We start from the raw sequence: 11,736 nt of genomic DNA, 5'->3' as shown, positions 1-11,736 counted from the left end.
TCATCAAAACAGCAAAATCTACTATAAAAGCGATCAACCATGTACACACCACGAAGTCAGGACGTATCAACGCACTCAAAAAAAGAAGGTACCAACTCACCCACGACTACAAGGCAGCCCTCAGAGACATCGATGGAGCCATCAGGGAAGCCCAATCTCAGCCAGCTCGAAAAAGACAGGATGATGCTGGAAGACGACATTCAGCGAATCCACAATAAAATTGAATACGACCGAAGTCTCAGCCAGGAGCAGATCCGGATCAAATACCGACTGCTGGACGAGCACACCGAAGACCTTAGAAAATTAACAGCTCAAATCAAAAACGACTGATTTTTACCATGCCCACACAGGAAGTACATAGTTATTTTAGCGAACGCCTCCGGCAGCTCGGTATCACAGACCAGGTAAACACCATCACCACGCCTGTGTACGAATCTGTAGAAGGAGGATACAAACGCACCGATGAAACCAAATCCCTGAAAGCATTTGAAGCCCATGACAAAGGCATTCAGATCAACTACTTCCTGCCCAATGGCAATCCCGTATCCTGGAAAAAAGAAGGTACCAAGTGGCCCCGTAACTTTGTGCGCATTCGCCTGGCAAAGGAGGAATCCTACGAAAAAGAGGGCAAGACCTACACCAAAAAATACCATCAGGAAAAGGGAAGCCCCGTGGTGCCCTACCTCACCCCCGGGGTGATCCGGAAGTACGTAGATCAGGAGCAGATAGAGACGCTGGTACTGGTAGAGGGGGAGTTCAAGGCCTTCAAAGGCTGGATGGTGAAGGCTGCCGACGAGCAGATGAAAGGGGTGGAGTTTATCGGCCTGCCGGGTATCCATGGCTTTTATGCCAGCGACTTCAATCACAAAAAAGAGATCAACGAGACCATCCAGCAGATCATCCTGGAATGTAAGGTGCGCAATATCGTCCTCTTGCTCGATGCAGATACCCTTACCCTCAAGTGGCAGGAAGACAAAGACCTCAGCTACCGGGCCAGCTCCTTTGCCAATGCCGTCAAAAACTTCCGCAACAGCCTGCACCTGCTGCTTGAAGACAAGGAAGTAGAGCTGAACAATGTCTATTTCATGCACCTGAAGGCAAAACACCAGGAGACTGAAAAGGGCCTGGATGACCTGCTACAGAATATCCCAGCCAAGCACAAGGAGATCATGGACGACCTGATGAGCTTCCACTTTTCCAAAACCTACTTTGAGGGTATTCTGCTTACAGACGGGCAGGCCGGCACCGTGGACAAGCACTTTGGCCTGATCAATAAGGAGACCTTCTACACCCTTTACAAGGAGTACATCGGCAGCCGCCCCTTCATCTTTAAAAAGATCAAGTACGAATGGACCGGAGAAGAGCTCAAGTACGTCAAGTCTGCCGAGTCCGATCGCTTTGCCCGGATTGGCATCAACTGGATCAAGCGCGTCACCCTGCCCAATCACCGGCAGATCCCCGAAGAGCGCATTGAGAAGTGGTCCGTGACGGAGATCAAGCGGGACTATCCCAAGTACATCGCCGAGCAGATGATCAACCGGGACATTCCCCGATACGACGGCTTCTTTTCCCTGCCCTGCTGGGACCCCAAGGAGTACCGCCGCACCATCTATGGCTGCTACAACCTGATGGAGCCGCTGATCTGGGATCCCAAGCCCGGGCGGATAGACTTTACCCTTGGGTTTATCAAGCACCTCTTTCAGGGTGAGGGCCGGATCTGGTGGGATGAGGAAAGCAAGTGCTATCAGGAGGATGCCATCAAGGGCGACCAGTTTACCGTCGCTATGGACTACCTCACCATCCTGCACCAGTATCCCACGCAGAAGACCTTTGTTCCCTGCCTGGTATCCCGGGAAAACGGCACCGGTAAGTCCACCTTTCTCGAATGGCTCTGCATGGTCTACAATGGCAACGGCACGGTGCTGAACAATGAGCAATTCAAAAAGAACTTCAACGCCCACTGGGCCAGCAAATTTATCATTGGCCTGGATGAGGGATTCCTCGACGTGGACAAAAAAGCAGAGCGGGAGCGGCTCAAGCAGATGGTGACGGCCAAGGAGATATTCCTGGAGCTAAAGGGCATAGACGTGAAGCCCATCCCGTACTTTGGCCACCTGATCATCTGCTCCAATGATGCCGACAACCTCATGAAAATGGAGGAAGAGGACACCCGCTGGTTTGTGGTGAAGGTACAGCAGTCTGCCACCAAGGACCCCAATCTCGAAGACAAGCTCAAAGCCGAGATCCCCGCATGGATACACTTCCTGAGTCACCGCAAGATATTCCACCCCAAGGTGGACCGGCTCTGGTTTGATCCCAAGGACTTTGAAACCGAGCAGCAGCGCAAAATCGCCCAGACCACCAAAGCACGTCTGGATGCAGTGGTAGAAAACTACATCAAAGACACCTTCCTCACCTTCAAGGTAGACGAGCTGCGTATCTCCCGCCGTACCCTGTTGAAAAAGCTGAACAACCCCGATATCAGCAAGTACCGCCTTGACGAAAAGGAGGTCAAGTACTACCTGGAGGAACGGAAAGGAATGAAGTACCGGCCCACCGGTCGCTGCAAGATCCCTGCATATATCACCGGATACAGCCACGACGGTGAGCCTCAGATATCATTTGAAGATGAAAACCAGCGGCACTACTGCTTCCTGCCCGAAGAGTGGCTGAGCGAAGAAGAATACCTCGAATACAAAAGCCCCTGGATGATCGAACCCGAAAAATCAGAAGACAAAGACCCACCGGCCGGCAGCTTCCCCGAAGCTGAAAAGCTGGACGACAAACAATACAAACAAGAACAACTCTGGCAGGAGAAAAAAGACGACTTACCATTTTAAATCATAAATCCCAAATCTCATGAGAGCTTTAATTAAAATGCTGTTTAACGTAAAAGAAGAGACTTTTCACCCAATTCTATATTTCGAAAGCCCCTTACCGGGTAATCCAGAAAATGTCGTCCGGTACAAATCCAAAGGTCACAGGACCATAGGCTTAAAAACCAGAGAAGAAGCCCTGGCCACCATCAAACCCGAGATTGAAGACAAGCTCCAAACGATGGCCTATGCCATAAAAAAAGAACTGGACGATGATATTCCCTGGGATGGCGAAGTTATCCCGGCTGATGTACAGCTAAGAGGTTCCGAATAATACCATCACCACATCATCATAATATCACATCATCAATTCATCAAAACCCATGGAAAATCAAAAATTTGAAACCACAGCCTTAATAGAACTATTCGGCCATACCCGGATGGCAGGCATCGTATCCGAGCAGACCATCGGTTCAGCCACCTTTATCCGGGTGGACGTACCCGAAACCAAAAGTAACGCCTCCTTTACCCGCTTTCTACATCCCAATTCCATCTATGCCATCAATCCGATAACCGAAGAAGTGATGCAGCACCTGGCAGAAGACATGCAAGTGAAGCCTGTCAATGCCTGGGACATCCGCGAGATAGTACGGAAGGAAAAAGCCATGCTGGGAATGGGAGAGGAGGAAGAAGAAGGGTTTGATTGATTTCAGGCAAGTTACTCACCGGTCCGATAAGGTACAGGGCCAGAATGTCCCAGCTGCCCCAAGGTACTACGGCATAAACAGGAGAGAAAGGCAGAGAGGTTTTATTCCGTTCCACCTTGACCTCAATCGGCCCGCTTTCGTGCCTATTGCCCAAATCAACCAATAACACATCATGAAAACATCAAACTACAGTGTAAACAAAAACGGAGACCTCAGCTTCCGTTCCCAAAAAGGAGAGATCGTAACCCTGCAGCAGGGGACGAACGTCTTTTACATCGATCTCTTCTGCGGCGCAGGTGGCGTCAGCTGGGGAGTGACCAAGGGCGGCGGAAAAGTGATCTACTGCATCAATCACGACCCCCTGGCCATCGCTTCCCATAAGGCCAATCTCCCTAATATCCTGCATGCCACGGAAGACATCCGCAACTTTGACCTGGAGGAGCTGGTACAGCTGGTCAGGATCATTCGGCAGTGGAATCCCGAAGCGGTTATCTGCCTCTGGGCATCTCTGGAATGCACCCATTTCAGCAAAGCCAAGGGAGGCAACCACCGGGATGGAGACAGCCGTACCTTGGCCGAACACCTGTACCGCTACATCGAGCAGCTTGATCCGGACTACATCGATATCGAAAACGTGGTGGAGTTTATGAGTTGGGGCCCCTTGCGGATCGCCTGCGAAAAGATGCACAAAGACCGCTGTGATCTGAAGGTGAGAAAAACAGGCGGCTACCACATGGTGCCCTACTCCCGAAAAAACGGACGCTACTACCAGATATGGAAGGAAACCATTTGCAGAGACTACGGCTATACCTACGACCACCGCATCCTGAACAGCGCCGACTTTGGTGCCCTCACCTCCCGTACACGCTACTTTGGGCAATTCAGAAAAACCCACCTGCCCTTTACCTGGCCACAGCCCACCCATGCCAAAAATCCCGTCCAGTCCGGAATGTTTGGCGAGCTAAAGCCCTGGCGAGCCGTGAAGCCCGCACTCGATCTGGAGGATGAAGGCAAAAGCATCTTTGGCAGGAAGAAGCCACTCTCCGAAAATACCCTCAGGCGCATCTATGCCGGCCTGGTCAAATACGTGGGAGAGGGCAAGGAACCAGGTTTCATTACCAAATGGATGAGCGGCAACCAAATCAATAAATCTGTATCAGATTCCTTTGGCACCATTACGACCATGAACCATTGGGGAATTATAAAGGCGCAGTTTATCACCAAGCACTTTAGCGGCAAGCCTCACCAGAAATGCCATCCACTCACCGAGCCGGCACGGACCATCACCACCTCTGCCAATCAGAGCCTGATCAGCAGCACATTCCTGACCAAATACCACAGCACCGGAGAGAACCTGCTATCCGCAGACAGCCCCTGCAGCACCATCAGCACCAGAGACCGCCTGGCAAAGATTCAGGTCGTATGGCTGGACAAGCAATACCGAGGAGAGGAAAACCACCAATCTATCGACAGACCTGCAGGTACTGTGATGGTCACAGACAAGCACTGCAAGATGACGGCTTTTTTTATGAACCAGTTCAGTGGGGGAGGGCAGACCGGATCGGTAGACAAGCCATCCGCAGCCATCACCACCGTACCCAAGTCCAACCTGATTCATACCAAGTGGCTGATGAATCACAGCTATGGCAATACCGGATCCAGTACCGAAGCACCAGCGCCTACGATACTCGCCAGCCGGAAACACTTCTACTTGCTCAATCCCCAGTACACAAGCAAAGGCAATGACCTGGACCGGCCCTGCTTTACCCTGATCGCCCGGATGGACAAGATGCCGCCCTACCTGGTAGATGCCACCGAAGGAGAGGGAGCCATCCTGATCTACGAAGATGACTGCGAGACCATGCAGAAGATCAAGCTATTTATGGCCGCCTATGGCATCATGGATATCAAGATGCGCATGCTGAAAGTACCCGAGCTACTCCGCATCCAGGGCTTTGGCGACGGCTACCAGATGATGGGCACCCAGACCGACCAGAAGCGGTTTATCGGCAACGCCGTAGAAGTCAACCTCGCCATGCGAAAAGCCCAGGCCAGGATTGCCTCCATCGAATCCCTAACCAGAAAGGAGGTCGTAGCATGAGACAGCTGTTAGATTACGACCATTACATCATCTGCTTTTCCGGAGGCAAGGACTGTACGGCCGCTTTCCTTCACCTTATCGAACTGGGGGTACCACTTGAAAAAATGGAATTATGGCACCATCTCATTGATGGAAAAGATAAATGCTTTATGGATTGGCCAGTGACCGAAGCTTACTGCAGGGCTTTTGCAAAAAAATTCAATGTACCAATACACTTTTCTTGGAAAGAGGGCGGATTTAAAAGAGAAATGCTCCGGGAAAATGACCAAACGGCACCTATCTTTTTTGAAACACCAGATGGAAAAATAGGCAAATCCAAGCCTGGAAACGGGAAAAAGACCACCCGTAGGAAATTTCCGCAGGTTAGCGCAGACCTTAAAGTACGCTGGTGCAGTGCTTACCTGAAAATAGATGTTTGTACGGCATCAATCTGCAACCAAGCCAGGTTTCACCATAAAAAAATCCTGGTAATATCCGGAGAGCGGGGAGAGGAAAGCCCCTGCAGGGCCAGGTATAAAACACACGAACCCGACCGATCGGACAACAGGTACAAGGGTACCTACCAGACGAGCTATACAGCGACACTTTCCGGTAAAAAGAAGCAGATCACCCGCACCATTACCTTAGGCAAAAACGACAGAGAAGTGGACAGGTTCAGGCCCGTTAAGGACTGGAAAGAAAGCGAGGTATGGGCCATTATCAAAAGACACCAAATAAGAGTTCATCCCTGCTATTACCTGGGATGGAGCAGGTGCAGCTGCCAGTTCTGCATCTTTGGCAATGCAGATCAGTTTGCCTCAGCTGCAGAAATCGGTCGGTTGATCTGGCAGGAATTGGTTGCCTTCGAAAAGGATTTTCGCCATACGATGAAAAGAAACGCTACCCTTACCGATTTCATTAAAAAAGGAAAACCATACAAAGGGGTTTTCGACGATGAGTTACGTCAATTATCTCAGTCAACTGAATATCCACTGCCAATCACAGTTGATCCATGGGTACTTCCTCCAGGTGCATTCGCCGAAGGATCCGGCCCAACATAAAATCATCATACTATCACATCATCAAACCATCGATAAAATGAAAAATGAATTCCTACTTCTAATCGACCGAATAATTTTAATCATTTTGGAAATCCGCTCTGACAAGCACTTTAAGAACAAAACCGATGAATTTAAAGAGATAAACGCATTACTTAAAGCCCTGGAATCGGCTGTAAAAAGAGCAAAGGATCTTTTGATAGAAATATACATAAATCGACAATCCGAACCGGAAATGCAAAAATGGTTTCCGACACCAAAGGAAAACCGCGGACCAATCCAAAATCAAACAACTGCCCACAGGTGCCCGGTATGCAATGGAAATGGATTAGTTCCCAATGGATTTTACCATCAGACCACAGGCGAATGGAGCACATCCAGCATAGAACCGGAAATGTGCCAGTCATGCAATGGGTCCGGAATCGTCTGGGGCTAATGAATCTATTTCAATCTCTTGCCCTGAGCCTGTCGAAGGGCATTCAATCTCAATCAATCTATTTCAATCTAAATCAATCTCCTTCAATCATGAAAGACAAAATCTCCTACAGCCTCAAAAAGCTCAGCGAAAAAGAGTACAAAGATGCCCCTGAAGAAGTCAGGAAAGTCTACATCCACGTGACGAAAAAGATTCCCATGGACGAAAAGGAAAAAGCCCGGATACTGAGGTCCCATCCAGGGTACTTCACCCAAAAGAAGGCTCAGACTTTTGCCCAAAGAGTAGGCAAAATGGAGGCGAAGAAATCGCTACAGCACAGATCAAAGAGGAACACTGGCAGGAAGCCTATGAAAAGCTACTTAAAAAACTGCCTGACCTTGCTGACAGAAAAAGACCTTGCTAACCGCGAGATTATATTCTTTGACAATGATCAGGGAGAGGTGCTGGCCAGGCTGGATGGCTATGCCATCATCCCCAGGGTAGAATATGAAAGATTGCGGGCTCTGGAAAAGGTAGCTGAAAATAAGTACGAGCTAAAAGCATAAGCCATGACAGTCAAAAACCTCGAAGAACTGAAGAAGCGGTTTGACCAGATGAAAGCCGAAAATGACCGCATCCGGATGGAATTCTTCCGGAGCATCTTCTCCCATCCGGAGCTTGGATCCGAGCACTTGCTAAAAAAGATCGAAGACTTCGGCCCACCGGATATCGTGGTAATCCCAGCTTCCATGGAAGGGCGGATCTATGACAGCTTTGGGCAGTATTGCCAGGTCAGTGTGCATCCCTGGATAGGGGACAATCAGATGTTCTTCCTCTGGAAAAACAATACCCTACCCGCACTGCGACAGCTAAGCCGTGATGCCTGGTTTTCAATCGAAAATTAAACTTAAAATCCATGTACTTCATAACGAATATCAAATCTGAAACAGGCAAAAAGCTAAATGCCATCATTGACGAAGCGGATCGCTGTCGGGCCAAATCCATCAAATTCGTATCTCAGATGCACGGATCCAAGCGATTCCTTGCCGACGGATTCGCAGCAATAGGGGGAGTAGTAGCAATAGAATTTACTACCAACCCCGACCCCAAACAATGGAGACCTTTTAAGAAAAGGAGAGGCTTCTATGTCCCCAATAAAAGATACAAAGCCGGAAAAGAACTGCAGGCACAGATGGATGATCTGCCAATAGTAAGCAGACATACGATCAATGAAGCCATAGGATTCGATAACATGTGGAATAGACCAGGTCTTAGAAGAAATGAATCCCAAATCGGAATAGAAGTCAATCACGAATGGGAGGTTCAGCTCCCCGCTGACTGCGAAGAAGTAACCCGAACGAAATACCTAACCCTTTTTGGATCATGAAAGACGAGACCCTCATGCCCTTTGGTAAGTACGAAAACATCCCATTGGCCCAGGTTCCTGAAAAGCACCTGACCTGGATGTATCATGATATCCTGAGAAGGTACGATAAAGACGAAATACTCACCACCGACGAAGTGAATTTCATATCGTACATCGAAAACAAAGATGTTCAAAAAAGGTCTTTTTGTGTATTCCAAATGTCATGCGCTGAATGCTATGAAATATTTCATCAGGATGAATACTTTGTTAAAGTTGATGAAAAGGGAGAACCATTAGGTACAGAATTAAAGAGGGTTTTTTCATATTCTGAATTTAACATGGAGAACAAAGAAACATGCTGCAGTCATCCATCTGTGAGTAAAAATTACAATTATTCGCCAATATACGAGCATCCAACAATGGATGATGAATTGCCTTTCTAAATCAACCTATACAATCACATCATCATATCCTCAAATCATCAAACTATGTACAAAGCAGATTTAGTAACCGGAAATTTAAAAGACAACACCATGACCTTCGAAATAGAGGGCCCCATGGAACTGATACCCGGAGTCTATGTGATCCTTACAGAAGAAGAATACAAGGAATCCCTGGAGAAAGGAAGGGAATCGTGTTGTCAAAATTGTAGACCCGATTATTGGGAAGAGGATTAAGCATTTAATTTCTAGTGATGCCTAACCTGACTACATAACCAAATCATCAATCCCATGAATCCAATTAAAGAAAAAACAACTGAACTCCTGGACCTCTTTCGGGTAAAGCATCCCACCTCAGCCTACGAGCAAAGGCTAAGCCACTACATTCCACTGGAGTGGGGGCAGACCCGATGGACCGGAGCGGCCAATTCACATTCCTTTATCCTCGTCCCTGAATGCAAGGAAAACAAGGTACCTGAACCAGAGGCAAAAGTGGTCAACCTACAGGGCATTCTGCCCAAGGCCGTGCTTTACCAGGCCGAAATAGAGAAGCGGGAATTAATCGACATGCTAAATGAAATTCCACTCATCAAAACCAATGAAACCGCCGAGTGCCCCAGCTGTGAGGGAGCTGGTCGATTTGAACACTGGGGAGATACCTACGACTGCCAGCACTGCCAGGAGACCGGAGAGATCCGAACCAACCGAACGATCGAAGTTCGAGATCCAGAATATGTGTTCACCCTGGACGGAAAGATGATCACATCAGACAATATCGATAAGCTAATCCAGGCGATAGCGGTATCCGAAGCCGAAAAAATTTACTACATGGTCACCACAGGCAATGATGCACTCTTGCTCTTTTCACTAGACTACCAGATCATCGTAGGACTTGCCCTGTATAGACCGCTCAATGCCGAACTCAAAATAGCAGACATCGCTGCCCGCTGCATCAGCATGCAAGACCTGGAGACCATCGAAGTCATGCGCGCCTGATCAAAGACAGTCAAATCGAAAATTAAAAGCTATGAACGACCAGACCCTCATGCCCTTTGGTAAGTACAAAAATACGCCCATGGCCAACGTACCCGACAGCTATCTGCTCTGGCTGTACAACCGCATCATGATGAAATCAGAATCCGGACAACCCCTCAACCAGGACGAAAGCCGGATCCTGAGCTACATCGAAGACTACGGAGTAGAAAATCTAAACAAGGATTAAGATGGCTATACTAAACTATACCACAAAAATCGATTCCATCAAGACCATTGGTGAGATCCAGCAAACGCTGGTGGCTCATGGTGCCAAGAAGATCGTCTGCGACTACGACGATGACGGAATACCCATTGCCGTCACCTTTTGCCTTAACGTAGCCGATCAGATGACTGCCTTCTCCCTTCCGGCAAATTATGCCGGAGTACTGCGGGCCATGGAGAAAAACAAGAAAGTACCACGTAACCTCTGCAACCGGGAGCAGGCCATTCGAGTCTCCTGGCGAATAGTGAAAGACTGGGTAGAAGCACAGATGGCCATCGTAGAAGCCGAAGTGGCAGGCATGGCAGAGGTATTCCTACCCTACACCCTGATGAAGTCAGGCAATACCCTGTATCAGGAAGTTGAGAAAAATAATTTTAAACTTTTGACCTAAAATCCCATGACATCACAAACCAACATCCAATGGACAGACTACACCTGGAACATCGCCGTAGGCTGCACCAAGGTGGACGAAGACTGCAAATACTGCTACATGTACCGGGATAGCATGAAAAACACCCGGTATGATCCGAAGGTAGTACGCAAGACCAAGACCGTATTTACCAAACCCCTCCGGATCAAAGAGCCCTCCCGAATCTTTGTCAGCAGCCTGACGGACGTATTCCATCCGGAGATCGATTCATTCCGAGACGAAATGTGGGAGATCATCCGCCAGTGCCCCCAGCACACATTCCAGATCCTGACCAAGCGACCCGAGCGCATCGCAGCTCACCTCCCCGAGGACTGGGGCGATGGATGGAATAATGTGTGGCTCGGGACAAGTGTGGGGAGTATGAACGGATTTTCACGTGCATTGGCGCTTTCGGATGATGAAATACCAGCAAAGGTGAAATTCTTATCTATCGAACCGCTATATGAATATGAGTTTCTTCCTACTTTCACTTCAGTGAATTTCAGATTACCTCATCTAGTGATTCAAGAGCGTTCCGTTTTCAAGTTTTTTGATTGGGTAATCATCGGCGGTGAATCCGGCAACGAAACCGGGAAATACCGCTACCGACCCTGCAAAGTGGAATGGATTCGGGTCATTATAAAAGAATGCCAGGAGGCAGACATCCCCGTCTTCGTCAAGCAGCTCGGCACCCACCTGGCCAAAGAACTTTCCCTCAAAGACCGCCACGGCGGAGATATCAGCGAATGGCCAGAAGATCTGCGGGTGAGGGAGTTTCCAGTTATTCATAATTCAAATCAAAATCAAAGATGAAAACAAAAGATGAAATAAAAGTTGAAGGTAAACCAGTCTTTTATGCATGCCTCTATAATGACATGAAAAGAGCAGCATTAGAGTGTGGTTATACTTTAGCGATGCACGGAAGCATGCACCGTGACTTAGACTTAATTGCAGTTGCTTGGGTTGAAGACGCTAAACCTAAAGAAGAACTTGTAGAAGCTATAAGTGCGTGCGTTGGTGAGACGATTTGGAGTAGAAATGGCTACCACCTAAAGGATGCTGAATTAAGACCTCACGGTAGATGGGCATACACAATATCAATATTAGGAGACTGGTTTATTGACTTATCAGTAGTGCCACCTTGTAGATAACGATAAAGATAAGGTGCAGTGGCTGACCTGAACCGA

General features: G+C 48.3%; 17 protein-coding genes. All 17 read left to right on the top strand.

Annotation, left to right across the window (positions count from 1 at the left end):
* Nucleotides 1–39: 39 nt before the first annotated feature.
* Nucleotides 40–330 (top strand): hypothetical protein, encoded by a 291-nt coding sequence (locus HUJ21_RS05890; RefSeq protein WP_291368025.1) that lies wholly within the window; start codon nucleotides 40–42, stop codon nucleotides 328–330.
* An 8-nt stretch (nucleotides 331–338) separates the two neighbouring features.
* On the top strand, nucleotides 339–2,840 hold the full coding sequence (locus tag HUJ21_RS05885; protein ID WP_291368024.1) for a primase-helicase family protein: 2,502 nt from the start codon (nucleotides 339–341) through the stop codon (nucleotides 2,838–2,840).
* 19 nt (nucleotides 2,841–2,859) lie between these two features.
* On the top strand, nucleotides 2,860–3,150 hold the full coding sequence (locus HUJ21_RS05880; RefSeq protein ID WP_291368023.1) for a hypothetical protein: 291 nt from the start codon (nucleotides 2,860–2,862) through the stop codon (nucleotides 3,148–3,150).
* 49 nt (nucleotides 3,151–3,199) lie between these two features.
* Nucleotides 3,200–3,523 (top strand): hypothetical protein, encoded by a 324-nt coding sequence (locus HUJ21_RS05875; protein ID WP_291368022.1) that lies wholly within the window; start codon nucleotides 3,200–3,202, stop codon nucleotides 3,521–3,523.
* Nucleotides 3,524–3,695: 172 nt separating this feature from the next.
* Nucleotides 3,696–5,624: a DNA cytosine methyltransferase gene (locus HUJ21_RS05870; protein WP_291368021.1), complete on the top strand. Its 1,929-nt coding sequence runs from the start codon at nucleotides 3,696–3,698 to the stop codon at nucleotides 5,622–5,624.
* Entirely contained in the window at nucleotides 5,621–6,664 is a 1,044-nt protein-coding gene (locus HUJ21_RS05865; protein WP_291368020.1) for a phosphoadenosine phosphosulfate reductase family protein, read from the top strand. The genes HUJ21_RS05870 and HUJ21_RS05865 overlap by 4 nt, the downstream gene beginning before the upstream one ends.
* A 37-nt stretch (nucleotides 6,665–6,701) precedes the next feature.
* A complete protein-coding gene (locus HUJ21_RS05860; RefSeq protein WP_291368019.1) occupies nucleotides 6,702–7,097 on the top strand; it encodes a hypothetical protein in 396 nt (131 codons plus the stop codon).
* Between the two features lie 89 nt (nucleotides 7,098–7,186).
* The gene (locus tag HUJ21_RS05855; protein ID WP_291368018.1) at nucleotides 7,187–7,642 is read left to right on the top strand and encodes a hypothetical protein; all 456 of its coding nucleotides are present in this window, start codon (nucleotides 7,187–7,189) and stop codon (nucleotides 7,640–7,642) included.
* Nucleotides 7,643–7,645: 3 nt separating this feature from the next.
* Nucleotides 7,646–7,981: a hypothetical protein gene (locus HUJ21_RS05850; RefSeq protein WP_291368017.1), complete on the top strand. Its 336-nt coding sequence runs from the start codon at nucleotides 7,646–7,648 to the stop codon at nucleotides 7,979–7,981.
* Nucleotides 7,982–7,992: 11 nt separating this feature from the next.
* On the top strand, nucleotides 7,993–8,463 hold the full coding sequence (locus tag HUJ21_RS05845) for a hypothetical protein (protein WP_291368016.1): 471 nt from the start codon (nucleotides 7,993–7,995) through the stop codon (nucleotides 8,461–8,463).
* Nucleotides 8,460–8,885, top strand: coding sequence for a DUF3820 family protein (locus HUJ21_RS05840; protein WP_291368015.1), 426 nt, complete (start codon nucleotides 8,460–8,462; stop codon nucleotides 8,883–8,885). Before HUJ21_RS05845 ends, HUJ21_RS05840 begins: the two co-directional genes overlap by 4 nt.
* 45 nt (nucleotides 8,886–8,930) lie before the next feature.
* Nucleotides 8,931–9,119 carry a hypothetical protein gene (locus HUJ21_RS05835; protein WP_291368014.1) on the top strand — a complete coding sequence of 63 codons (189 nt, stop codon included), beginning with the start codon at nucleotides 8,931–8,933 and terminating at the stop codon, nucleotides 9,117–9,119.
* Nucleotides 9,120–9,173: 54 nt separating this feature from the next.
* Nucleotides 9,174–9,878, top strand: coding sequence for a hypothetical protein (locus HUJ21_RS05830; RefSeq protein ID WP_291368013.1), 705 nt, complete (start codon nucleotides 9,174–9,176; stop codon nucleotides 9,876–9,878).
* 31 nt (nucleotides 9,879–9,909) lie between these two features.
* A complete protein-coding gene (locus HUJ21_RS05825; RefSeq protein ID WP_291368012.1) occupies nucleotides 9,910–10,104 on the top strand; it encodes a DUF3820 family protein in 195 nt (64 codons plus the stop codon).
* A 1-nt stretch (nucleotide 10,105) separates the two neighbouring features.
* Entirely contained in the window at nucleotides 10,106–10,531 is a 426-nt protein-coding gene (locus tag HUJ21_RS05820) for a hypothetical protein (RefSeq protein ID WP_291368011.1), read from the top strand.
* A gap of 6 nt (nucleotides 10,532–10,537) precedes the next feature.
* Complete coding sequence (locus tag HUJ21_RS05815) at nucleotides 10,538–11,362, top strand: DUF5131 family protein (RefSeq protein WP_291368010.1); 825 nt, start codon at nucleotides 10,538–10,540, stop codon at nucleotides 11,360–11,362.
* Entirely contained in the window at nucleotides 11,359–11,700 is a 342-nt protein-coding gene (locus HUJ21_RS05810) for a hypothetical protein (protein ID WP_291368009.1), read from the top strand. Before HUJ21_RS05815 ends, HUJ21_RS05810 begins: the two co-directional genes overlap by 4 nt.
* The last annotated feature ends 36 nt before the right edge of the window (nucleotides 11,701–11,736 follow it).

This window comes from Cyclobacterium sp., from assembly GCF_014762705.1.
Classification (GTDB): Bacteria; Bacteroidota; Bacteroidia; order Cytophagales; family Cyclobacteriaceae; genus Cyclobacterium.
Note: the sequence above shows the minus strand (reverse complement) of the source record. Positions and strands in the feature narration are given on the sequence as shown.

Coding starts and splice junctions, on each gene's coding strand:
- HUJ21_RS05830 (WP_291368013.1), top strand. CDS start 9,174: ATGAATCCAATTAAAGAAAAAACAACTGAACTCCTGGACCTCTTTCGG.
- HUJ21_RS05835 (WP_291368014.1), top strand. CDS start 8,931: ATGTACAAAGCAGATTTAGTAACCGGAAATTTAAAAGACAACACCATG.
- HUJ21_RS05870 (WP_291368021.1), top strand. CDS start 3,696: ATGAAAACATCAAACTACAGTGTAAACAAAAACGGAGACCTCAGCTTC.
- HUJ21_RS05865 (WP_291368020.1), top strand. CDS start 5,621: ATGAGACAGCTGTTAGATTACGACCATTACATCATCTGCTTTTCCGGA.
- HUJ21_RS05875 (WP_291368022.1), top strand. CDS start 3,200: ATGGAAAATCAAAAATTTGAAACCACAGCCTTAATAGAACTATTCGGC.
- HUJ21_RS05840 (WP_291368015.1), top strand. CDS start 8,460: ATGAAAGACGAGACCCTCATGCCCTTTGGTAAGTACGAAAACATCCCA.
- HUJ21_RS05810 (WP_291368009.1), top strand. CDS start 11,359: ATGAAAACAAAAGATGAAATAAAAGTTGAAGGTAAACCAGTCTTTTAT.
- HUJ21_RS05885 (WP_291368024.1), top strand. CDS start 339: ATGCCCACACAGGAAGTACATAGTTATTTTAGCGAACGCCTCCGGCAG.
- HUJ21_RS05845 (WP_291368016.1), top strand. CDS start 7,993: ATGTACTTCATAACGAATATCAAATCTGAAACAGGCAAAAAGCTAAAT.
- HUJ21_RS05880 (WP_291368023.1), top strand. CDS start 2,860: ATGAGAGCTTTAATTAAAATGCTGTTTAACGTAAAAGAAGAGACTTTT.
- HUJ21_RS05850 (WP_291368017.1), top strand. CDS start 7,646: ATGACAGTCAAAAACCTCGAAGAACTGAAGAAGCGGTTTGACCAGATG.
- HUJ21_RS05820 (WP_291368011.1), top strand. CDS start 10,106: ATGGCTATACTAAACTATACCACAAAAATCGATTCCATCAAGACCATT.
- HUJ21_RS05855 (WP_291368018.1), top strand. CDS start 7,187: ATGAAAGACAAAATCTCCTACAGCCTCAAAAAGCTCAGCGAAAAAGAG.
- HUJ21_RS05815 (WP_291368010.1), top strand. CDS start 10,538: ATGACATCACAAACCAACATCCAATGGACAGACTACACCTGGAACATC.
- HUJ21_RS05890 (WP_291368025.1), top strand. CDS start 40: ATGTACACACCACGAAGTCAGGACGTATCAACGCACTCAAAAAAAGAA.
- HUJ21_RS05825 (WP_291368012.1), top strand. CDS start 9,910: ATGAACGACCAGACCCTCATGCCCTTTGGTAAGTACAAAAATACGCCC.
- HUJ21_RS05860 (WP_291368019.1), top strand. CDS start 6,702: ATGAAAAATGAATTCCTACTTCTAATCGACCGAATAATTTTAATCATT.